A 23,325-nucleotide genomic window follows, 5' to 3' on the forward strand; every position below is an offset into this window, starting at 1 on the left:
TAGAACAAGCTATGTTCCGCTCTCGGAATCTGTCCCCTCATCAGCAGGCGGGGCCACGGGAATATCTTCGCCATAATCATTTAATGGCTTCATTTTCAAAGTGACCAAGGTCTTGCCATTTTGCGTGCCTACAATCTGTTCTGAGACGTAACCTTCACCGTCTACCGCAATCTCTACTTTTAGTAGAGTTAGAATTTCAAGTGCATCACGCAGGGATTCCCCTTTTAAATCTGGAATGGTAGGCTGAGCCCCCTGCGGACTTAATAAATAGATCCGTTGCCCTGTAGCAAGCTTAGTACCTGCCTCAGGATATTGACTCTCTACAGTAGATCCTTCACCGACCACTACATAATCGAAGCCTTGATCCAAAAGTGCTTCTCTTGCTTCCTTCATCGTCTTGTCTGTTAGATCTGGTGTAGTCCGAAGTGCGACTGTTTCAGTCTTAGCCGGCTTTTTGCTGCTGCTATCACTAGCCTCAGACGCCAGCTTAGGTACTCCCATGTATTGCAGAGACTGGGATACAATCTCTTTAAATACTGGAGCAGCTGCCTTACCGCCGCCAACCTCAACGTTCGGTTCGTCAATAATGACAATAACAGCGATCTTTGGATCATCAACAGGAGCATAACCAATAAAGGAGACAAGTACTTTGGATTTCACATAATCCTTTCCTTCAACCTTGATAGCCGTTCCTGTCTTACCTGCCACACGATAGCCGTCAATATAAGCGTTGCGGCCTGTTCCTTTTACTTGGTCAGCAACAACCTGCTCCAAATATTCACCCGTTTTCTTGGCGCTTTCCTCATCAATCACCTGACGCACTACACTAGGCTGAGTAACCTTTGTCTCACCAGTGTTAGGGTTTGTGACCTCCTTAACTACATACGGAGTCATCAACTTCCCCCCATTAGCTATAGCAGATACGGCAACTAGCTGTTGAAGTGGGGTTACTAGCACTTTACCGTGTCCATATGCGAGTGTCGCAATTTCTATAGGACGTCCAAGGTTAGGGTTAACTACCCCGCTTACTTCTCCTGGCAGATCGATTCCCGTTTTCTCATTGAAGCCAAAATCATTGATATACTGTAATAGCTTGTCCTGTCCGAGCATTTCATATAGCTTAACGAATAGAACGTTACTAGAACGTTTCACACCTTCAAGAAAACTGATTTGCCCCCATCCAGCATGATTAATATCATGCAGTGCTTTACTATATCCCTTTATCCGGATGGACCCGGACAAAAATGTCGCAACAGGATCAAAAAGCTTCTCTTCTACTGCGGCGGCAAGCGTTACAATTTTGAAAGTGGAACCAGGCTCGTATTTAGATTTAATAGCATGATTATAGAATCCCGCCCCATCGGCCCCGGTCTTCCAAAATTCATTTGGATTATAGGTAGGCATATTGGCTAATCCCAAAATCTCCATCGTGTTCGGATCAGCAGCAATGACACTCATACTTTTTGGCTTATATTGCGCATACGCCTTTTGCATGGCCTCTTCTATATAATGCTGGATCGTACTATCGATTGTAAGCTTGAAATTACTTCCATTTACTACTGGCTTATAGGTATCTTGTGAATCCGGCAATTTTACCCCTTGACCGTCACTTTGATAAAGCAGCTTGCCATCGGCACCCTTAAGCTCCGTATCAAAGTATTTTTCCAGTCCCATGATAGCATTGCCGTCCCTATCTGTATAACCTAAGATATGTGCAGCTAATTCATCTTTTGGATAATATCGTTTCTGCTCTCTAACAAGCCCAATACCGGTCTCTTGAATTTTATGTTCTTTACCTAGGGCTACATAAAATTCTTTCACCTTATCGGCAAGCTCCTGATCAATCTTCCAGCCTTCATTACGAATCTCACGGTTCTTGAGGTAAGCACCCGTCTTTTCGTCCTTGGCTTCAACCAGCTTACGCAGCTCATCCTCTGGTTTGCCGAGCAATTCGTGCAATCCTGTGATGACCTCTTCCCCGATGCCTTGTTGTTGAATCACTTCAGGATTCACCACCACGGTATAAGCAGGGACATCGCTAGCGAGCACACTCCCGTTACGGTCAGAAATCGTACCTCGCTCCGCTTTGATAGTTGAGGAATGCGCCCAAAGTGTGGCGGCCTTTTCCTGCCATTCCTCACCTTGCATAACTTGAATCCAGAACACTCTAACGATCAAAACAAGAAAAAAGAGGGTAATACACCCTCCTATAAACAGCGTGCGAAGTTTTATTCTTTTCAGCATAAGCGAACCTCACAACTTTTTTTATTGCGATCTTGCCAATCGCTCACTAATTATCACCTGGAGTCGTTGCTGAGCTTGCCGGAATATAGATTGTTGCATTCTCATCCGGGGACACATAACCAAGATCCCGTGCTTTTTGGGCGACTTTCTGCTCTAAATTCTGCTTTTCCATCTGATACGTAGAAATCTGCTTCTTGGCTGTTGCAATATCCTGATCTAATTTCTGAGCCTGCAAGTTCAAATCATAAATTTGGACGTAACGTGAAATCAGGGTGATCGCCACCAGAACGCATACTCCTAGCGTCAGCATATACAAAAGTTTCTCTTGCAGCGGAAGTACTCTTCGTCTGGTAACTACTTTTGTCTTCTCGCGGTAAAGGGGGTTTACCTCTTCTTTTCTTTTGGGCTGAACTGCTAAATTGCCGCGGGTATAGGCCATCTCTGACTCTCCTTTATCGTCAATTACAATTTTTCTGCAATGCGCAGCTTAGCTGAGCGGGCTCGGGTATTAAGCTCAAGCTCTTCTTCAGAAGGCACAAGCGGTTTACGATTGATTAACTTAAGCGTGCCTTTCGCGCCGCATACGCAAAACGGAAAGTCAGGCGGGCATGTACATCTGCTTAAATAGCTGCTAAAAATTTGCTTGCAAATTCGGTCTTCGAGCGAATGAAAGGTGATGACGGATACTCTGCCTCCTGGTGCAAGGCAACGTACTGCACTATGTAGCCCTTCTTCAAAAGCACCCAATTCGTCATTCACAGCAATCCTTAATCCTTGAAAGCTACGTTTAGCGGGATGCCCTCCTGTTCTTCGAGCAGCTGCCGGGATACCTTCCTTGATCAGTTCTGCTAATTCTCCTGTTGTCTCAATAGGAGCTTCTTCTCTTCTGTCTACAATTTTTCTAGCGATTCTCCGCGAGAATTTCTCTTCTCCATATTGGAAAAGAACACGGGCAATCTCCTGCTCGGACCATGTATTCACAATTTCAGCAGCCGTCAAAAGTGCTGACTGATCCATGCGCATGTCCAGCGGAGCATCATGATTGTAACTAAAGCCTCGTTCCCCTTCGTCAAACTGGGGAGAGGATACGCCAAGATCAAAGAGCACTCCATCTACTTGGGGAATACCATCTGTTTGTGGCACAAAGGGCACATCCTTAAGTACACTCTCCAGATCACGGAAGTTAGTCTTAATAGTCACAACCTTGTCTCCGTATTCCGCTAATCTTTCTTTGGCGTTCTCCAAAGCCCAATCATCTTGATCCAAACAGATTAAACGGCCTTCGCCGCTAAGCTTGGAAGCGATAAGTGAGCTGTGACCCGCTCCACCGAGAGTGCAATCTACATAGATTCCGTCTTTTTTGATGTGCAGCCCTTCTGTCGCTTCTTCCTTAAGCACCGTGATGTGGTGAAACAAGCTGCATCCCTCCAGGACAGTATTCGTTATTGTGTTTTATAGATCAAAATTGAAATCCACCAATTTCTCAGCGATTTCGTTGAACGATTCCTCGGACTGTTCGAAGTACTGTTCCCAAAGCTCTTTGTTCCAGATTTCCACCCGGTTCGAAACGCCCAGAATGACACAGTCTTTGTCCAGTTTGGCATACTGCCGTAAATTGGCCGGCAGATTTACCCTTCCCTGCTTATCCCAAACACATTCAGTTGCACCTGAGAAAAAAAAGCGGCTAAATGCGCGGGCATCTGATTTCATCAGCGAAAGGTTTTTAAGCTTTTGTTCCATGATTGCCCATTCTTCCATGGGATAAACAAACAGGCAGGAGTCTAGGCCGCGGGTCGTCACGAAGGAGGTTCCGAGCAATTCACGGAGTTTAGCCGGAATAATGATTCGGCCTTTGTCGTCAATGCTGTGTTGATACTCTCCCATGAACATCCTTTTTCCCACCCCTAATCCCCGAATCCCCACTTTACCCCACTTTTCACCACTTAAGCATAATAGATTCGCCATTAAAAATCAAAAACCTTTTTCTGGCCAAGGAAATTTTTCCTAAATCAGATAGCTCGTTTCCCGAAAAACATTTCTCCACAGAAAAAAGCCATACAATCGGAATCTTGTCCGTTGCATGGCTTTGTTAAAAAAGTTGCTTCAGTTCAAGGTACACTGGTTAATACACTTTATTGTTATGCGTTCGGTTATTAATCGTTCAAATTCCAGCTGTCCAAATAATCCACTTGTGCCGGAGTGAGGCTATCGATGTTAATGCCCAGACTTTCCAGCTTATAACGTGCTACTTGCTCATCCAGCTCATAAGGAACATTTTCAACTTTTACGCCAATGCTCTTATAATTATCATTTACATATTTCAGCGACAGCGCCTGGAGTGCAAAGGTTGTATCCATAATTTCAGCAGGGTGACCATCAGCAGCACCCAGATTTACAAGTCTGCCTTCGGCAAGCAGATATAATTTACGTCCGTCACGAAGCTGGTACTCTTCGATATTTTTGCGAACGGTACGTTGGGATACGGATCTTTCCGACAGCTCAGGCTTATTCACTTCAACGTCGAAATGGCCCGCGTTGCACATGATTGCTCCATCCTTCATCACATCATAATGTTCACCGCGAATTACATAACGGTTACCAGTTACTGTAACGAAGAAATCACCAACCTTAGCTGCTTCCAGCATTGGCATTACTTCAAAACCGTCCATATGTGCTTCAACGGCTTTAATCGCATCAACTTCTGTGACGACCACTTTTGCTCCAAGTCCTTTAGCGCGCATGGCAACACCTTTACCACACCAGCCGTAACCGACAACAACTACTGTTTTGCCCGCTACGATAAGGTTGGTTGTGCGAATAATTCCATCCCATGCCGATTGGCCAGTGCCATAACGGTTATCAAACAAATATTTGCAGTAGGCATCATTAACCGCGACCATTGGGAACTTCAATACGCCTTGCTTTTGCAGAGCTTTTAAACGAATAATCCCGGTAGTTGTTTCTTCAGCACCCCCGCGAATATTCTCCATCAGATCAGGACGCTCCGAATGCAGCAATGTAGCAAAATCCCCACCGTCATCAATAATCAAGTCCGGTTTGCTCTCCAGTGCTTTGATATTAAGGGCTTTAAATTCTTCAGGAGACGGATTGTATTTAGCAAATACTGTGATTCCATCCTCCACAAGCGCTGCACATACATCATCCTGTGTAGATAGTGGATTCGAACCTGTAATGGTTACATCTGCACCACCAGCTTTGACAACCTTCGCCAAATAAGCGGTTTTAGCTTCCAAATGCAATGTAATCGATACTTTCAGACCTTTAAATGGCTGTTCTGCTTCAAACTGCTCACGAATACGGTTCAGTACCGGCATATGCTGGCGAACCCAGTCGATTTTCAAATGCCCTTCCGGTGCGAGTGACATATCAGCCACGATACTATTTTGTTTAGATGAACTCATTATGAAACCTCCTAAAAGTTTTATGGAGCTATACTTCTATGATCCACTTCGCAATAAAACTTGCTCCGTAAGCATACGCTTTGTTTTGTGAGCGTTACTACATTGAATCTACTTCGTACAAAACTCACTTCGTAAGCATAAGCTTAGTTTTATGAAGCGATACTTCCATTACATATAAATGATGCGATGTGTTCCACTGTAATCCGGTTCAACCGTCATTAACTCATCCAGCCATGCAAGCCCGTACCGGTTCAAGTAATACATGATATTGTACACTCTTTCCTGCAGTTTACCCAGTGGCATTAACGACAGCTCGATTCGCTCCCATTGCCGGATTGCAGCTTCGTTCTGTTTTGCCATTGCATCTTGGGCTTTCGCCTGTAAAAAAGTAATCTGATCTAGAATCTTCTCTTTATTGTTATTCCCCAGCTTAAGCAGACCGGCCTGAACCGTTCCAAGCTGCTCAATCAGCGGTTCGTACATAGCGGCGAATGAGGTCTTGGTTTCTTCAAAACGACGTTCTATCCCCAGCTCATCCTGTGCGGCCAGCCATTCATGTCTTTTATGATCCAGTCCTTGTCTTACATCCTCAAAGCTAAGTTGATATTTATCCATATGCTTGTGCAGCGTACCTTCTACGACTGTAAAAGACATTCTAGGGATAATTAACGGCATTTCTCCCCCAATGGTCTCAAACGCACGACGCGGAATGGCCCAGTAAGCAATCTCACCTTGACCCAGCACCGTTGCCAGAACAGGCAACACATAATCCTGCATAAGTGGACGTGTCAGCACATTATTGCTAAAGCGTTCCGGATGTGCCTGCACCTCCTCAAGTAATTCATCACGGGAAAAGGATACCTGACCCTTGCGATCCGTAAAGATTCCGTCCTTCTTGTGAAGCAGAAGCCGTGTACCTTCATGAATATAAAAGAGGTTGGCATTGCCAGCTGTAACATCAGCCTGAAGCTCATATCCGGCGCCCACAATATCAGAAGCAGAATTCATATACGCTGTTTCCAGTGCATCATTCTGCATAATTAGCGAAGTGAAAAATGGCTGTTCTAACTTACGTAAGTTGGGATCAGCAGAATCAAGCAGAATTAGACCAAATTTACCAAATAATGAACCCATCAGCTTGGCAAATGCATCCGTCATACTATCTGCTCTAAAAGAAGAAGTGCGAATGAATTCCATAATCTGCGGCTTAAAGTCGCTTTCCTGAAGCAGACCGTCTAACTGTTCCACTACCTGCTGCCAGCTTTCCTCTTCTACACGAATATCACTTACTGAGGAGCGTTTCTCTTCTGACTTTTCTATCTTAATCTTAGTAATCTCCTGCGTACGATTCAGTACATACGTATGATTCACTTCATCCCAGTCATGATCTTCACCTGCAATCCAGAATAAAGGAACTACTGGTCGGCCGAGTTGTTCAGCTGCTTCTTTTGCCGCCATAATGGTAGTTGCAGCTTTATATACCACTAACAGGGGTCCAGTAAATAGTCCGCTTTGCTGCCCACCTGTCACCACTAATGTCCCCGGCTGCTCTAAGAGCGCCAGCGAAGCCATCACCGCATCATGCGAGTTATGCTTTTCATTATATTGACGCAGACACTCAGCAATCTGAGTCCGGTCGGCACGAAGGCTTTCTCTGCCGTCTAGCCACTCTGCCCTTCTACTTCTACTTTCTTTATTGCGGAAATCCCCACCGTACAAATGACTAACCTTTTCAAAATGATCTATATAGTCGCGCGAGAGTGCAGATCCACCCTTGAGCGGTTCCGTTACAATATTCATTTGCTAGTGCCTCCAGTTCTACTAAGCAGTTATATGTAAATCCAAGTTCGTAAAAACTCTCTATGATTGTATCCAAAGTCAGGAGCCGCGTCAAAGTAAAACATGTCTTGATATCAGCAACACAGGTACAGCCAACTGTTCAATTATACTATAAATTCATTAAATAATATCCTAAATACATACAAGAGGCGAGAGCATAATGCTCCCGCCTTTGAAAACCTAAGTATAAATTATGCGAATTTTTTGCTGACAAAGTGGCCTTTAGATACTTCTACTAATTCAAAGTCACTGTCATTGGTCTTATCGTTAGCAGAATAAATAGGGCTGCCAAGCTCATCATGCAAGTGAATACGTTTTTTGTTGACTTCAATTTCCGGATCCGGAACTGGAATAGCCGACAATAGGGATTTAGTATAAGGGTGGATAGGATTTGCATAAAGCTCTTCACTTTCCGCCAACTCAACCATTTTACCCAAGTACATAACTGCTACGCGATCACTGATATGTTTAACCATGGACAGATCATGCGCGATGAAAAGATAAGTCAATCCAAGACGATCTTGCAATTCTTTAAGCAAGTTAACGACCTGAGCTTGAATGGATACGTCAAGTGCGGAAATCGGCTCATCACAAACGATGAACTTAGGATTAACCGCTAACGAACGGGCAATCCCGATACGTTGACGTTGTCCACCGGAGAATTCATGCGGATAACGGGTTGCATGGTCATGGTTAAGACCAACCATATCCAGCAGTTCTTCAATCCGTTTCTTACGTTCTGCACGGCTGCCAGCCATTCCGTGAATGTCCAGTGCCTCGCCGATGATATCAGAAACCGTAAACCGCGGGTTAAGCGATGCGTACGGATCTTGGAAAATCATTTGCATGTCACGGCGCATAGCCTTCATTTGATTTCCAGGCAATTTATAAATGTCTGTACCATTATATTTCACACTTCCAGCAGTTGGCTCATACAAGCGAAGAATCGTACGTCCAGCAGTAGTCTTACCACAACCGGACTCACCTACCATCCCAAGTGTCTCGCCCTCACGGATCGTGAAGTTAATATTATCAACAGCCTTAAGAACCTTACCTTTACCTACATTAAAATATTTCTTAAGACCTTCTACCTCTATTAGGTTCTTACTCAAGAGTACTGCACCTCCTTGGCCATCGAATGCAGATTCCAGCAACGCGCCATATGCGTTTCGCTGAATTCTGTGGCGCCGGGATCGATTTGTTCGCACACATGCATCGCTTCATTGCAACGAGCAGTGAACGGACAGCCGATCGGCGGCTTGATCAGATCTGGCGGTGTGCCGATGATCGGAATAAGCGGCTCGCCTTTCTTTTGGTCCAGACGCGGCATTGAGCGCAGCAGACCTTTGGTGTATGGATGTTGTGGATTTTTAAAGATTTCCCATCTTGTTCCGGTCTCCACAACCTCACCTGCATACATTACAATCACCCGATCACACATGCCAGCAACTACGCCCAGATCATGTGTAATCAGAATAATGGAGGTACCTAGTTTTTGCTGCATCTCTCTCATAACTTCCATGATCTGCGCCTGAATGGTTACATCTAGAGCTGTTGTAGGCTCATCTGCTATCAGCAAAGCCGGACGGCAAGCTAACGCGATTGCGATCATTACACGCTGGCGCATACCGCCTGAGAATTCGTGGGGATATTGGTTAAAGCGAGCCTCCGCATTTTTGATGCCTACTAATTTCAACATCTCCATACCTTGCTTTTTCGCTTCGGCCGCTGACATTTTCTGATGTTTAATCAAAACTTCAGTGATCTGTTTGCCCACTTTGATGGTTGGGTTCAGAGAAGTCATCGGGTCTTGAAAAATCATGCCAATATCTTTACCGCGAATAGATTCCATTTCTTTCATGCTTTTGTCTAGCAGATTCTGTCCTTGAAAAATAATCTCTCCCTTTTTCACTTTAGAAGGTGGAGAAGGGATCAACCGCATAATCGATTGAGCAGTTACACTCTTACCGCTGCCGGACTCGCCGACGATGGCAACCGTTTCGCCTTTGCCAATTTCAAAATTCATACCACGGACAGCTTGTACTTCTCCGCCCTTAACAAAAAAGGAAATATGCAAATCTTTGACTTGTAAAATAGGTTCCATCCATATTCCTCCTATTTCTTCAGCTTAGGATCAAGCGCGTCACGAAGACCATCACCGAAAATGTTGAAAGAAAGCATTGTTAAGCTGATTAGGATCGCAGGGAACAAGAAGCGCCATGGATAGTACAACCAGCCGGTGAGTGAGTCATTGATCATCGATCCAAGTGAAGCAACAGGAGCTTGTACACCAAGACCCAAGAAGCTTAGGAAGGCCTCAGCAAAGATAGCATTTGGTACAGACAGTGTAATGGTTACGATAATCGGACCAACCGCATTCGGCAGAAGGTGCTTGAACAACAGTCTCGCAGAACCAGCACCCATGGAACGGGACGCCAATACGAATTCACGATTCTTGAGCTGCATAATTTCTCCACGCACAATCCACGACATCGTAATCCAGCCTGTAATGGTTAGAGCTAGGATGATTGTTCCAAGACTTGGCTCAAGAACGACCAAGAGCAAGATTACAACCAGCAAATAAGGAATAGAATACAAAATTTCAGAGAATTTATTCATAATATTATCTACACGGCCACCGAAGAAGCCCATAATGCCTCCGTAGATAACACCGATGAACAAGTCGATGGCTGCCGCAGCAAGACCAACGATCAAGGAAATCCGTGCACCGTACCAAGTACGAACAAAGATATCACGACCAAGATCATCCGTTCCAAACCAGTGATCGGAGGAAGGGGGCTTATTGGTGCTCATCAAATCATTAGAATAATAGTTATATTTCGAGATAAAAGGTGCAAAAATCGCTGCAAGTACAATCAAACCCAGGATACCGAGCGCAGTCATCGCCATTTTATTTTGACGCAACCGTTGCCAAGAGTCTTTCCAAGCAGAGAGACTCTCACGCTGGATAACTTCGGCTTCTTTTTCATCTACACCGACTTTTTGAAAATCTTCCGGTTTTAGATTTAGCAAGTTATTTTCAGTAGCCACTATTTAGCCCTCCTTTCCTCCACTTAATTTCATACGTGGGTCAATTAATACATAAGCAATATCCGTAATAAAGCGGGCAACCATGAGTAATACACCATAGAAAATGGTTATCCCCATAATAACGGTATAGTCACGGACACCAATCGCTTCCACGAACTGTTTACCAATACCCCCAACACCAAAGATCTGCTCGATAACAACCGAACCAGTTACGATGTTAGCTGTCATTGGACCCATATAAGTAACAACAGGTAGAATTCCGTTACGAAGTACATGGCGGCTCAGAATAGCCATCCAGCTCAATCCCTTTGCTTTAGCCGTTTTGATATAATCCGCATTCAAAACTTCAAGCATACTTGAACGGGTCAAGCGGGCGATAAAGGCGATCGGCTGTGCCGAGAGCGCGGCCACGGGTAAGAAATAATAGATCGGCCCTTTAAAACCTGAAACCGGTACCCAACCCAGTTTGAAAGCAAATACATACTGCAGTAATGACGCGACTACAAAGCTCGGAACCGCAATCCCCAGAACTGCCAGCACCATAGCTGCGCTGTCAATAAACTTTCTGTGATAGAGTGCCGCCAACATGCCGAGAAATACTCCGACAATAACCGCCACAACGATTGCGACGAGTCCCAGCTTCAGCGACGCTGAAAAGGTTTGACTGATCAAATGTGATACATCTTGATTTAGGCGTTTCATTGAGACACCTAGGTCACCTTGGATAATATCACCTAAATACTTAAAATACTGATGAGAGAGCGGCTTGTCCAGACCATATTGTTCCATCAGACGTGCTTTAATTTCTGGCGGTACCTTCTTTTCAGAAGTAAACGGATCCCCCGGAATAGCTTTCATCAAGAAAAAGGTAGCTGAAATCAATACAAATAGAGAAACCAACATATAGAAAAACTTATTTGCGACATAACGAACCATCCCCATCACACCTCCTCCGACAATTTTTGATACACATAATAATGATTTTATGAAAAAAACGGATTTTTGTCTATTTTCTATATATGTTATTAATAACATTAATTAACAAATAGACAGGAATACAAAAAAAGGGATATATATGGAATTCCACATATATATCCCGAAGTATTCTGCAACTTCAGTCAACTAACTATTCTGTTGTAATTACTAAAGCAATATCTTAGTGCTCAAGCAAGTATCCGCGAGTCAAGTCAATTGCACCACTAAAGTCAAGAGTAACACCTTTAAGGTACTCTTTAGTCAGGGAGTTGTTAGTGTAGTAGTACAAAGGAATCAGAACCATATCTTGCTCAATGAGCAATTTCTCAGCTGCAGCAAACTTTTCTTGACGTACTGCCAAGTCAGTGCTTGTTTTAGCTTCGCTGATCAATTTGTCATACTCAGGGTTAGCGTAACCAGTATCATTGTTACCGCCACCTGTTACCCACATATCAAGGAAAGTCATTGGATCATTGTAATCCGCAGTCCAACCAGCACGAGCAACTTGGTAGTTCAGGTTTTGACGGTTTTCAATAAATACAGCCCACTCTTGGTTAACGGTTTGTACGTCGATACCAAGATTGTTTTTCCACATATCAGCAATCGCCAAAGCGATTTTCTTGTGACCTTCACTTGTGTTGTAAGTCAGGGAGAATGTAGGCAGTTTATCCATACCTTCTTCTTTCAGACCTTCAGCAAGCAATGTTTTAGCTTGTTCTAGATCTTCAGTGAAGTAGCTATCTTTAACTGCTGTACGGTATTCACCATCAGCACCAGCGATACCCGGAGGTACATAACCGTATGCTGGGAATTGTCCACCTTGTACTACATTGTCAATCAAAGCTTGACGGTTAATGGACATTGCAAGAGCCTTACGGATTTTAGCGTTTGTGAAAGGTTTTTCAGTGATATTGAATTCGTAGTAGTATACGGAAGCAATACCTTTACGGCTGAATTCGTTAGGAAGTTCTTTTTGCACGATTGGAATTTGTTCTGATGGAATTTCACCAGTTGGTCCACCGGCACGATCGTATTCACCGTTCTTGTAGCTGAGCAGCTCAGTTGCACCGCTGTTTACAAGGGAGAAGTCGATTTTGTTAAGTTTAATGGAATCTTTATCCCAATATTTATCGTTTTTAGTTACAACAAGTGTTTGACCTGTAGTCCACTCAGTAAGAGTGAAAGCACCGTTAACGATCATAGTATCTTTGCTTGTTGCCCATTTAGGATTACTCTCAATGGATTTGTGTACAGGGTAATAAGTGTAGAAGGAAAGCAATCCAAGGAAGTAAGGAGTTGGGGCTTCAAGAGTAACTTCAAGAGTTTTCTCATCAACCGCTTTGACACCTACTTGACTGAAATCGGTAATTTCCTTGTTGTAGAACTTTTGAGCATTTTTGATGTAGTACAATTGATAAGCGTAAGGTGCAGCGGATGCAGCAGCAGGATCGAGCACGCGTTTCCAAGCGCGAACGAAGTCTTCTGTTGTTACAGGATCGCCATTACTCCATTGTGAATCACGGAGTTTGAAAGTATATACCAGACCGTCAGCGGAAACTTCCCAGCTTTCAGCAACACCTGGTTCAGCTTGACCAGATTCAGCATTCATGCGAGTCAGACCTTCGTACATTGTTGTCAGGACAGTGTGTGCTTGGCTATCTTGAGCCAATCCTGGGTCAAATGTTGGAGGCTCAGAACTAAGGTTAATTCTCAATGTTTGGTCAGCAGCCAATTTTTCTTCTGTAGCTGCATTACCAGTTGCCGTGTTACCAGTGTTAGCATTGTTACCTTTATTGCCGCTGTTTGCATTGTTTCCGCCGCAGCCAGCAAGCACTGTGCCGATAACAAGTACTAATGCAATCATTAGCAATAGACTTTTACTCTTCTTCATCTAGCAGTTCCCCCTAAATAGAATGTGGTATATGGTTTATGATTATACAACCAGTGGTCAAAAAAATCTAGTGCAATGTTTTCAGAAAATATTTTTTTTTTAAAACTTTAAACTTTTGTGACGTTGACGCTTCACCGAAGCAGTGGAACGTTACATCGCTTGTGATATGTAGGTAATTAGCCCAACAAACATAAATAATAAATATCCGACGCTCATAAAAAAGAACGAAAGTCTCCAAACTGCCCGAAATAACCGCTTCCCATCTACCTTTCCTTTCATCCGATTTTGAGCTCCGCCAATCAGTCCAGCGGATATTAATACAATAATTAGTATAAGGTAAAACCCAAAACCGGAATTAAAGATGTTATTAAACAATGCGGAGACCGACAATAATAAAAAAAATGTGGTCACGTCCATAGCGAGCATAAAAGTTTTCTTTTTATCTTTTTTTAAGCCCTTTCCAATGAAAAAAACAATCAAAAACGGCACAATCGGAATAACGCTTAAAGTAATAACCGAATCCATCAGCAGTCCCATAGCTTCACCTCTCCCCAGAGATCATACCCCAATACCTTCTACTAATTGGCAGAGCCAGCGATTTAATGGTGCCGACACTCCAGATCGTTCTGCCATTTCTACAAGACTTCCATTGATCCAACGAATTTCTGTGGTTCTTGAAGCAAGTACATCTGCCAGCATAGATGAAATATTGCCAGACGTTAACCGGCACACCTGAAGGATGTTATCCCAAGCATCCTTATCATAAGTAATTTCACAGAAATCATACACCATTATTGCTTCTTCAAAAACTTCCTTCATTAATTGGAGGCGTTGCTCTGAAGACAACAGCTCCCCATTTGGAATACGCCAAATCGCCGTGAGTGGATTTATAACGGCATTGATCAAGAGCTTCCGGTAAATCATGGTATCCACTTCATTCGACAAAAAGGCTGCGAATCCTGCCATTGTGAGAACTTCTATTAAATTATTCGCTTTTAAATCATTATGTATGCTATGAGCTTGTCCATCCCCTAAGCTCCATTTTCCTATCCACACCTCCCCTGCTCCTGCATGAATGACCTCAGTTAATGATTTGCGCTTCGCAGCCTCCGTAGTCACAGCTACATATAAATTGGCGTTTGGCAACATGCCTCCTAACATCTCCATATGTCCTGTACCATTCTGAAAACAAATCATATGTACTTGCTCTTCCTTAAGTAGGGATAGAAATTCAGGCAAATCATTATGTAGAGTATTCTGTTTAACCGTCACCACGATCCAATCACTCGGCTCTTCTAGATAAGCACCAGCGAACTCCCCTATTGGCGCGGATACAAACTGATCTTGCGAAATTGTTATCGGCTCGCGTTCATCCTCGTAGGTAACCGTTAAGCCATCACGCCCTAATCGTTGGCATTGTTCTATCCCTCGGCACCACAGTCTCACATCATTCTCGGCTTGGATCAGTCTCCCTGCCAGCAGCAGCCCGAGTGAACCTGCACCAATTATATCAATTTTCATATAACCCTCCTGCTGATCTTAAGCACAATTTTTCTAAGTATACCAAAAACCCCGCAAGTGGTGCTTAAAAAGCAGACCACTTGCGGGATTGTTAGTTAACCTATCGTTTATTCAATGCGTTCTAAATTTCCGTTACCATCCATTTTGAAACGAGTCTTCATTTCTTCTTCTTCTTCATTTAAGAAAGCAAGCCTGCGAGCACGATCCATAATCTGAATTAAAGCTTTGTAATCATCGTTGACTACCCGGTAGTCGCTTTGAGCAAGATTAACCTCTTTAGACAACCGCTCATTCTCAGATCGTAATTCTGTTAATTCATCTTCCTTCTCGCGCAGGTCTCTTTCCAGCATTTTCAGCTGACGTCCTGCTTCCTGGATCGTACCCTTCCATTGTCTTAAGAAACGAATGACCGCATCAATGGATAATGTGTTTTCACTTAATCCCTCACCGCGCCCAAATTCCTCATCGACATCACCCAGAATGAGACCAGCTACTTGCGCTCCTCTTACTGACGGCTGCTTTTTCAGGTAGCTACGCTTTTGACGTTGCCCTTTAGCAATACCGATGGCACCTTCATAACTTTTCCGAACACAACTGTTCCAGCGGAATCCGCAAGCGGCCGAAGTTCTGCCGATTTTTTCACCCACCTCTTCAAAAGCGGCAAGCTGTGTGCTGCCCTCCCGAATGTGTCGCAAAGTTACTTCTGCCAATATTAGATCATCTTCTGCACTCCAAGCGTCCTGTCTAACGGCTGTCATAAAGCCAAACCTCCTAACAACGTCATGAAATAACCATCTCCATAACCGGCAGTTCTGCCGGGTAGTGAATAGGGATAAAAGCTGCTTACTCCATTTCTATGCTTCTCATAGAGTTCATAGAATCTATTTGATACTAATTTGTATTTCCATTATCTGCGTACATCATACGCATAAAACTATAAATTCTCTTTTTTAAAGCACTAATCACTCAGGTCAATTATAAAAATCACATTTTTTGAAGATTAGTGCATTTTTTTCAATGAATTCGTTTACACATAATTATGTTGAGGGTATAATAAATCGAAGGAATATTCGTGAGATACATACTGGAAGGGGGACTCTCTCTTGGACCGCATGTTTCGGGTATTAGGTTTTTTCACATTAGCTATTGGATTGATGGCTTTCGCCGGAGGTCTAACAGAAATGGCCTTGCTTTTCTTTTTGCAAACTGCATTTTTCGTAATACTAGGCTATATGAAATTTACTGAAAAAACTTATGTTCTTCTCTTCTGGGCATACATGATTCTGACTTTCACCGGATTTAGTTATTGGACGATCTTTCAAATGGGTCTTCCACTATAAATTGCAGTACTCTTTTGGAGCGGATGAGGTCCTTATCTTATAAGGATCACTTCCGTTTTTTTGTTTGTATGCTATTTTAGAAGGGTTAAACATATTATTAGTACATACATATATCATTTCAAAAAAAAGGTGGTGGTGTGGTGCGCTCCCGCAATTTACAAAGCCGCATGATTGCAACCATACTAATTCTCTTCTGCTGTACTTTGTTTCCGTTACAACCTGTGAAGTACTTGTCTGCCGATCCTAGCGGTGATTTTTTCAACTCTGCTATACCAGATAATGAAGAAACCCGTAAACTACTTGAACAGACCTTGTCTTCTGCAGAAATTGAACGTGAAATCATCAAGATTACAGCCGAACAAAAAGCGCTTGAACAAAAGGTAGAAAGCCTGAACAGACAAGCTACCCAGAAAAAAACAGCCATTGCGGACCAACAGGAACGGGCAGGTGCAGTTGTGCGTTCTTATTATATGGGGGATAGAGATAATCTTCTGGCCGCGTTTTTTTCAGCAAAAAGTATCAGCAGATTCCTGGCTCTGTTCGATTATTATGAGATTATTATTGGAAATGACCGCGATATTCTCTCACAATATGAAGAACAATATAAGGATTTGAAGGCTACCCTTCAGACTGCGAAGCGAAACTCGGAAGAGCTCGCCCGATTGCGTACGGCTCTGGAGGAACAGCAAGTTCGGGTAAACGCGCTCAACAAGGATATTGAGGGTGGGATTAAAAATAGCAGCGATCCTGAAAATATGAGTACTCTACTTAAAGAATTCACATTATATTGGGAGAATATCGGCCTGCACGAGGTAAAAACTTATTTCAAGGCGTTATCCTCCGCAATGAATAAACTACCACAATTTGTTCAGAATCGAGAGGGTGTACTGACTCGAAAGGGAATGACTTATGAGCTAAACCTGAAGGAAGAGGACCTGAATGAATTTTTGCAATCGCAGAATTCGCTGTTTAAAGACTTCGCCTTTCATTTCAATGACGGATCGATTACTGCCACTGGAAAAAGCGGAGCGCTAGCCCTTTCACTGACCGGTCACTATACCATTCAGGAAGAACCGATCAACGGCCTTATATTCCAAGTCGATCATATTGTATTTAACGGTCTTGAATTGCCTGACACAACAAGAAAAACGTTGGAAGAAGAATTTGACTTAGGCTTTTATCCAGGCAAAATAGTGTCTTTCCTTCGTGCCACGGCAGTAGATAGCCAAGAGGGCGTCTTGCATGTTAAGCTTTCCATTTCATTTTAGGCCTTCTTTTAGAAATTCTTTGTAGCCTTCCGCATCTATCTGCCCTGTTAATAGTAACGATACAGCTTCAACAACCTTACTCCAGCCGCCCTGTGACTCATCCTCCGGGGCGGTTTCTTCTGTCAGCAATAGCTCAACATCGAAAGGAAGCTTGTATTTAAAAGCATGCTCCGAACGATAAAGAACATCAAGCGCCGGCAAGCTACCCGTATTCTCCAACCAATCCAGCTGAGCATCCTCTGAGGTGATAAAGGTCAGCCAATTCACAGCTTCCTTTGGACTTTGAGATTGAGCTGGAAGGGCAAAAGATCGACTGTAACAGGATTCAAACCCACCCCCATTATTAGCAGTCAGGGCCGGTACAGCAGCAAGGGATGAATTTCCATGCTTCTGCCACTCGGATAACGGTAATGAAGCAACGGCGACACTACCTCCTTGGAGCATATCCCAGACATCTTTATTGTAGCGGCTGGTGAGATAAAAATAACTGCGGGCATTCTGAATCCAATTCAACACATTTTGGTTATCTGCTAACAAGCTGCTATTCATGCTCTCCATTACCGCTGACAATCCATAAGGATTGCGGGTATCCATCGCAAGTAAATATTTCCCTTGCTCTTTTAGCACATTCTGAAGCAGGATATTCCACTCTTCGAGGCTTTTGGGTAATGCATTAAAACCCAGCTCCGCCAGCCGTTGTGGGGAATAAACAAGCACGTAAGGATCTATATCTAACGGGACTCCCCAATTATATCCATTCCACTGCATCCAGGGGATCAACTGTGTTAACGGTGCACTCCCCGGAACGCTCTGATACACATCCATCGGCAATAAATATCCACGTGTGGCCCAGTCCAGAATGCTTCGTCCATCTGCCATGACTATATCCGGGCTGTCCCCGATCGTTAAATCATGCTTCAATACCTCATCGGCATCCTCCATATCCACATTGCTTAAAATAACCTTTACTCCACTTTCTAAGGTATAACGGTTGCTAAGGAGCTCCAGTTCACTAAATTCTTCGCTATTTAAAGATACTCTTATGTGTAAGCTATCTATAGTTCCCTCATCTCCGGAAGAGGGATGAGTCGACTGACTTTGTGGTCTTTTCATAGGACGTGGATCGTTACTGGTACTCAATTCCATACTGGGCGACAGGCTTGTCAGCGATAGTAGTAAAATTGCAAAAAGCAGCCAATAATTTTTGCGTTTCAGCACGATTTCCCACCTTCCCTTTTGATTGGTCTCCCCTATTTTACCAAACCCTCCGGTGCTTGTCTTTAGTTTGTGAAACCGTTCTCTTTCTATTATATGGGTGATACGCCAGAGGCATTAAAAATAGGAAGGTGATCTGACCGCCATTACAAGAAAGCTTTGGACTTCCGATCGCTGTTATCCTCAGATTTCCTGATTTAATTACCGCATCATGCGGTTAAAATCCGAGGATAAAGGCGAACGCTTCGCTTTTACAGTTCCAAACTTTCTTTCCATGGCTCTAATCACCACAACCAACTTTAAATTCCTCTGCCGTTTCCGGGCGGGCAGGAAAAAGCCGGGAGTGTTTGCTTCTCCCGGCTGAAAATAGGATTGATGAACGGTTAGAGTAGATCCGCGGCCAATTGCGCCAAGCGGGAACGCTCACCTTTTTCCAAAGTAATATGTCCGCTAATCCCTTGCTGTTTAAACTTCTCGACGATATAGCTCAGTCCGTTGCTCGCAGCATCCAGATATGGATGATCGATTTGCTCCGGATCGCCCATTAGAATGACTTTACTTCCTTCTCCCGCTCTGGAGACAATGGTCTTCACCTCATGACGGGAAAGGTTCTGCGCCTCATCAATAATAATGAACTGTGATGGGATTGAACGGCCGCGAATATAGGTTAAGGCTTCTACCTGTATACTTCCTAACCCCATTAAGATTTTATCGATATCGCCAGCTTTTTTGGTATCGAACAGGAATTCCAGATTATCATAAATAGGCTGCATCCAGGGTCTAAGCTTCTCATCCTTCTCACCGGGCAAATACCCAATGTCTTTACCCATAGGAACGACCGGACGGGCGATAAGCAATTTTTTGTATTTATGTTCATCCTCCACTTTGAATAGTCCGGCTGCAAGCGCCAATAACGTCTTCCCTGTCCCAGCCTTACCCGTGATCGTTACGAGTGGGATTTCATCATTTAGCAGCAGCTCCAGTGCCATTCGTTGTTGAGCATTACGGGCGCTAATCCCCCAAACCGAATCATTGCCCAGATAGAGTGGCTCCAGACGTGTGGCATCACTATTCACTTTGAGAAGAGCTGATTTGCCAGTGCCAATCTCATCCTTGAGAATCACAAATTCATGAGGGTACAACGGATACGACAACGCAAGCTGTTTTACCGTCAGAGAGCGGTGACTGTAATATTCATCAATCAATGCGGGATGAACCTGCAGAGATTGGTAACCAGTGTATAGTTCATTTAAGTCTCCAGTACGATCTGACAAATAATCCTCTGGCGTAATTCCCAGTACATCCGCTTTAATACGAACCAGTACATCCTTGCTCACAAGCACAACGGGACGCGGATCGGGCTTCTCATTCTCTTCATTCAAATAATTGAGAGCAACAGCCAAAATCCGATTGTCGTTAGACACCTCACCAAACATTTCCTGTACCTTCACAAAACTGCGATGGTTAAGTTCTACCTTCAGCTTGCCTCCATGCTCCAGTTCCACACCACTATGCAAATGACCTAGTTCCCGGAGTCCATCAAGCAATCGGGATACCGTACGGGCATTCCGACCGATTTCGTCAGCATTGCGCTTCTTGGAGTCGATTTCTTCCAGCACAACAGCCGGAATAACCACCTCATGCTCCTTGAAAGAGAAAATTGAATTGGGGTCGTGCAAAAGCACGTTGGTATCTAGCACAAATATCTTGTTCATATTATCCCCTCCACAGCGCCTGGTTTGATTGATCATACATAACTCTTTCCGCCAAGGGAAAAGATATGGTACAGAAACGATTCTTTGGCTGAAAGGAGTAATCACATATGAGAAAATCAATATGTCTGTTGCTGGTACTGCTGCTACTGACAAGCTGCGGTATCGCTAATAAAAAGACATCACCCTCTCCTCAGAATAAACAATCTGCGAATGCTGTAAAGGGTACGGGGAACCATGAGGTTCGGCAATTGTCCAATGATGGTGCGACTAATCCTAAAGCCACCTCAAAAGCTGGTCAAGCCGTCAATGTTAATGGAGAAAGTGAAATTGCACTTAAGGATCATTTTGAACAGTTGGCCAAAAGAGTTCCCGGTGTAAATGGCGCACACTGTGTAGTCATGAACAAAGTTGCCATAGTTGGTCTTGATGTAGAAGGTTCTCTGGGCCGTTCACGTGTAGGAAGCATCAAATATTCTGTAGCGGAAGCCATCCGCAAAGACCCAAGAAGTGTACGGGCGCTTGTCACTGCGGATATGGATCTCTCCAGCAGATTAGCGGAAATGAGCCGCCATATCTCCAAGGGACATCCGATATCCGGATTCTCATCCGAGCTGGCCGATATTATCGGACGAATCATGCCACAGCTGCCAGAGGATACCAAGCCGCAAAAAAATGCACAGTAGAGATTAAGAACAAAAGATGTTCTTTGAGTTCAAAAAAAGCCCAGTGATATTTTCACTAGGCTTTTTTCATGGCAGCAAATACTTGTCCGTCCAACTTCTCAGCGGCACGTCCATCATAAACTTTCGCATATCTTGGGGCGGAGTCCAGCTGCGCGCCGTAAAAAAGCGCGTTGCGGACCGCTTGAATTTCAACATCAAAACAGCACATCTTAAAAGGAACATCTTCTAGCGGGTCCTGCCTTACAGCAGCACTACCGTTAATGGCATAGACAGTTACTTCACCAAACACAGTTATAGTTATTAATGGATTAACCTTCATATTATTCACAAGTCTTGAACGATGATCAATAGCCAAACGCACAGTACTAGGACTAACAGCATAAAGCCACGAAATAGCTGTGGATGTAGGACCGCCTGTCTCCGCATCAACTGTGTTTAGAAGAACAAAGGTTTCCGATTGCAGCATCGATAGCAAAGTTTCATTCAGCTGAGCAACGGCTTCGGACATAAGTACTGGCCCCCTATGCGACGTTAATTCATTCGATTTATTATATTATAGCACAGGCTGAAACTTGCATTCAATTTTAGCTATGGAAGATATTAAGGTCCTCAAGGCGTCTCAGCAGCTGTCGAATCAGCTCCCGTGGAAATTCCTGCAATCCGATCCTGCAAGCTTTTCTTAGCGGCCTCAAACTCCTCATCATTAATATATACATATGGACTTCGCCACGTTCCAGTAACCGGCTTGAATTCGATATTCTCTTTGGAAATCTTCCAATACGTCGCAATCATATCTTTGATTTGCGAATTTTCGATATCTGTCTTCATGTTACTGTCCACTGCATCAAGCACCTTGCCGATTTTTAATACGCCACCAAGCGATTGCATCTGATCCACCAGACTGTTCAGAACTTCGTTCTGGCGTTTGTTGCGATCAAAATCATCTGATGCGTTGGTCTTAGGCTTGCAATTGGATTTACGATACCGCACATAGTCCAGTGCATTTTTTCCATCCAGCTCTGCCGGACCCTTTTTCAGATTGATATTCGTGCCATCCACAGTGTCTGTATAACACATATTTTCACTAATATTTACTTCGACTCCCCCAAGCTCGTCCACTACATCACGGAAGCCCTGAAAATCAAGAATCGTTGTATAATCTACATCAATATCCAAATACTTACCCATCATCGTCTTCATCTCATCTTCAGCCAGTAGACCAGAGGATTTCTCCTTACCCTTGAAACGAGCATAAAATTCATTAATTTTCGTCTTCTTATAGCCGCTTAGCTCCACATAGGTATCACGAGGAAGCGAAACAATAGTCGCTGATTTAGTCTTAGGATTAAGTGCTGCAACCATGATCACGTCAGTCAAATAAGACTCGTGTTTAGGTCTGTTATCCGTTCCCAGTATAAGCATTGTCAGTGGTTTTTCTGAAGCGGAATGCCCTGGAGCAACCGTACCCTCAACCCCTGCATTAAATACGCCATGTTCAAGCTTCCAATACAGATAACCGCCATAACCCAGCACGCCGAGGATCGCAATAATTAGCAAAGTTAACAATACTCTAACTAATCTGCCAAAAAAACCTCTCTTTTTCACTTTCTTTTTCGTTTTTTTCTTAGAAGCACCCTTCACAGGCTGTTTTCTATTAGTAGGTTGTTGCCCGTTTGCTCTTGGAGGTAAACCGCTGTTTCTTGTACTCATAATAGAATAAAGTCCTTTTCATTTCATTTAGAATTAGAATTGCTACATTAATTAGACGATCCTTAAGGTACAAAAGTTGCGATTACGATCTCTTCGCTGCTGCCGCAGCCTTTCTCTTCTGTCGAGCTTCTACTATATAACGTATCCGTACCATCAGCATTAATCCGACAGCAACCAACAGACACTGGATAATCGGAAGCTTATCATGTTGGAAAATGAGGAGCATGCCAGAGCCAATCGCCATCATTATGTAGAGCATGATTTCCTTGCCAATCGATAACTTTTGATTCACACGAAAGACTTGATTATAAACAAAAGTAAGCAATATAAAGATAACAATATAAGCGACGATTGGATGCTCAGCGAACCACACCTGCATAGATAACCGCACTCCTCCCAAATTTAAGATACGTTTACATTATATCATCAGTAGGGGAATTTTTTGTTTCTT

22 protein-coding genes are annotated in these 23,325 nt (G+C 43.6%); 3 read left to right on the top strand and 19 right to left on the bottom strand.

The window, feature by feature from the left end:
* Positions 1 to 9: 9 nt before the first annotated feature.
* The 14 genes from MHB56_RS07265 to MHB56_RS07330 all read right to left on the bottom strand — a co-directional run bounded on the left by MHB56_RS07265 (position 10) and on the right by MHB56_RS07330 (position 15,701).
* Entirely contained in the window at positions 10 to 2,244 is a 2,235-nt protein-coding gene (locus MHB56_RS07265; RefSeq protein WP_076129051.1) for a penicillin-binding transpeptidase domain-containing protein, read from the bottom strand.
* Positions 2,245 to 2,290: 46 nt separating this feature from the next.
* Positions 2,291 to 2,683 carry a septum formation initiator family protein gene (locus tag MHB56_RS07270; protein ID WP_036683668.1) on the bottom strand — a complete coding sequence of 131 codons (393 nt, stop codon included), beginning with the start codon at positions 2,681 to 2,683 and terminating at the stop codon, positions 2,291 to 2,293.
* A 23-nt stretch (positions 2,684 to 2,706) separates the two neighbouring features.
* Positions 2,707 to 3,660, bottom strand: coding sequence for a 16S rRNA (cytosine(1402)-N(4))-methyltransferase RsmH (gene rsmH / locus MHB56_RS07275; RefSeq protein ID WP_036683671.1), 954 nt, complete (start codon positions 3,658 to 3,660; stop codon positions 2,707 to 2,709).
* A gap of 36 nt (positions 3,661 to 3,696) precedes the next feature.
* Positions 3,697 to 4,134, bottom strand: a complete 438-nt coding sequence (gene mraZ, locus MHB56_RS07280; RefSeq protein WP_341143432.1) for a division/cell wall cluster transcriptional repressor MraZ — start codon at positions 4,132 to 4,134, stop codon at positions 3,697 to 3,699.
* A 263-nt stretch (positions 4,135 to 4,397) separates the two neighbouring features.
* Positions 4,398 to 5,669 carry an adenosylhomocysteinase gene (locus MHB56_RS07285; protein WP_170914265.1) on the bottom strand — a complete coding sequence of 424 codons (1,272 nt, stop codon included), beginning with the start codon at positions 5,667 to 5,669 and terminating at the stop codon, positions 4,398 to 4,400.
* A gap of 165 nt (positions 5,670 to 5,834) precedes the next feature.
* Positions 5,835 to 7,466, bottom strand: coding sequence for a bacillithiol biosynthesis cysteine-adding enzyme BshC (bshC, locus tag MHB56_RS07290; protein ID WP_076129044.1), 1,632 nt, complete (start codon positions 7,464 to 7,466; stop codon positions 5,835 to 5,837).
* Between the two features lie 230 nt (positions 7,467 to 7,696).
* Entirely contained in the window at positions 7,697 to 8,617 is a 921-nt protein-coding gene (locus MHB56_RS07295; protein ID WP_036683682.1) for an ABC transporter ATP-binding protein, read from the bottom strand.
* Positions 8,614 to 9,609 (bottom strand): ABC transporter ATP-binding protein, encoded by a 996-nt coding sequence (locus MHB56_RS07300; RefSeq protein ID WP_036683686.1) that lies wholly within the window; start codon positions 9,607 to 9,609, stop codon positions 8,614 to 8,616. Before MHB56_RS07300 ends, MHB56_RS07295 begins: the two co-directional genes overlap by 4 nt.
* A gap of 11 nt (positions 9,610 to 9,620) precedes the next feature.
* Positions 9,621 to 10,556, bottom strand: coding sequence for an ABC transporter permease (locus tag MHB56_RS07305; RefSeq protein ID WP_036683689.1), 936 nt, complete (start codon positions 10,554 to 10,556; stop codon positions 9,621 to 9,623).
* Between the two features lie 3 nt (positions 10,557 to 10,559).
* Entirely contained in the window at positions 10,560 to 11,492 is a 933-nt protein-coding gene (locus tag MHB56_RS07310; RefSeq protein ID WP_036683691.1) for an ABC transporter permease, read from the bottom strand.
* 220 nt (positions 11,493 to 11,712) lie between these two features.
* On the bottom strand, positions 11,713 to 13,422 hold the full coding sequence (locus MHB56_RS07315; protein ID WP_076129042.1) for a peptide ABC transporter substrate-binding protein: 1,710 nt from the start codon (positions 13,420 to 13,422) through the stop codon (positions 11,713 to 11,715).
* Positions 13,423 to 13,572: 150 nt separating this feature from the next.
* Entirely contained in the window at positions 13,573 to 13,959 is a 387-nt protein-coding gene (locus tag MHB56_RS07320) for a DUF3397 domain-containing protein (RefSeq protein WP_036683696.1), read from the bottom strand.
* 21 nt (positions 13,960 to 13,980) lie between these two features.
* The gene (locus MHB56_RS07325) at positions 13,981 to 14,943 is read right to left on the bottom strand and encodes a ketopantoate reductase family protein (RefSeq protein ID WP_341143433.1); all 963 of its coding nucleotides are present in this window, start codon (positions 14,941 to 14,943) and stop codon (positions 13,981 to 13,983) included.
* Between the two features lie 107 nt (positions 14,944 to 15,050).
* A complete protein-coding gene (locus MHB56_RS07330; RefSeq protein WP_036683702.1) occupies positions 15,051 to 15,701 on the bottom strand; it encodes an RsfA family transcriptional regulator in 651 nt (216 codons plus the stop codon).
* A 345-nt stretch (positions 15,702 to 16,046) separates the two neighbouring features.
* Here MHB56_RS07330 and MHB56_RS07335 point away from each other — a divergent pair, with 345 nt between their 5' ends.
* Both MHB56_RS07335 and MHB56_RS07340 read left to right on the top strand, forming a co-directional pair.
* Entirely contained in the window at positions 16,047 to 16,283 is a 237-nt protein-coding gene (locus MHB56_RS07335) for a DUF2626 family protein (RefSeq protein WP_036683705.1), read from the top strand.
* A gap of 140 nt (positions 16,284 to 16,423) precedes the next feature.
* Positions 16,424 to 17,551 (top strand): coiled-coil domain-containing protein, encoded by a 1,128-nt coding sequence (locus MHB56_RS07340; RefSeq protein WP_254847653.1) that lies wholly within the window; start codon positions 16,424 to 16,426, stop codon positions 17,549 to 17,551.
* On the opposite strand, the gene MHB56_RS07345 is transcribed toward MHB56_RS07340, so the two are convergent.
* Together MHB56_RS07345 and MHB56_RS07350 are read right to left on the bottom strand one after the other, a co-directional pair.
* Positions 17,543 to 18,769: an extracellular solute-binding protein gene (locus MHB56_RS07345; RefSeq protein ID WP_076217857.1), complete on the bottom strand. Its 1,227-nt coding sequence runs from the start codon at positions 18,767 to 18,769 to the stop codon at positions 17,543 to 17,545. The two genes, MHB56_RS07340 and MHB56_RS07345, sit on opposite strands and share 9 nt — an antisense overlap.
* Positions 18,770 to 19,149: 380 nt before the next feature.
* Complete coding sequence (locus tag MHB56_RS07350) at positions 19,150 to 20,481, bottom strand: PhoH family protein (protein ID WP_036683710.1); 1,332 nt, start codon at positions 20,479 to 20,481, stop codon at positions 19,150 to 19,152.
* Positions 20,482 to 20,588: 107 nt separating this feature from the next.
* Here MHB56_RS07350 and MHB56_RS07355 point away from each other — a divergent pair, with 107 nt between their 5' ends.
* A complete protein-coding gene (locus tag MHB56_RS07355; RefSeq protein ID WP_076129034.1) occupies positions 20,589 to 21,164 on the top strand; it encodes a YhcN/YlaJ family sporulation lipoprotein in 576 nt (191 codons plus the stop codon).
* Positions 21,165 to 21,219: 55 nt separating this feature from the next.
* Here the strand turns inward: MHB56_RS07355 and MHB56_RS07360 are convergent, their stop codons facing one another.
* The 3 genes from MHB56_RS07360 to MHB56_RS07370 form a co-directional block, all read right to left on the bottom strand.
* Positions 21,220 to 21,672: a pyridoxamine 5'-phosphate oxidase family protein gene (locus MHB56_RS07360; protein ID WP_341143434.1), complete on the bottom strand. Its 453-nt coding sequence runs from the start codon at positions 21,670 to 21,672 to the stop codon at positions 21,220 to 21,222.
* A 101-nt stretch (positions 21,673 to 21,773) separates the two neighbouring features.
* Complete coding sequence (locus MHB56_RS07365; RefSeq protein ID WP_076129031.1) at positions 21,774 to 22,874, bottom strand: LCP family protein; 1,101 nt, start codon at positions 22,872 to 22,874, stop codon at positions 21,774 to 21,776.
* Between the two features lie 82 nt (positions 22,875 to 22,956).
* The gene (locus MHB56_RS07370; RefSeq protein WP_036683721.1) at positions 22,957 to 23,253 is read right to left on the bottom strand and encodes a YlaH-like family protein; all 297 of its coding nucleotides are present in this window, start codon (positions 23,251 to 23,253) and stop codon (positions 22,957 to 22,959) included.
* Between the last annotated feature and the right edge of the window lie 72 nt (positions 23,254 to 23,325).

The sequence above is a fragment of the Paenibacillus sp. FSL H8-0315 genome (genome assembly GCF_038005365.1).
Classification (GTDB): Bacteria; Bacillota; Bacilli; order Paenibacillales; family Paenibacillaceae; genus Paenibacillus_AQ; species Paenibacillus_AQ odorifer.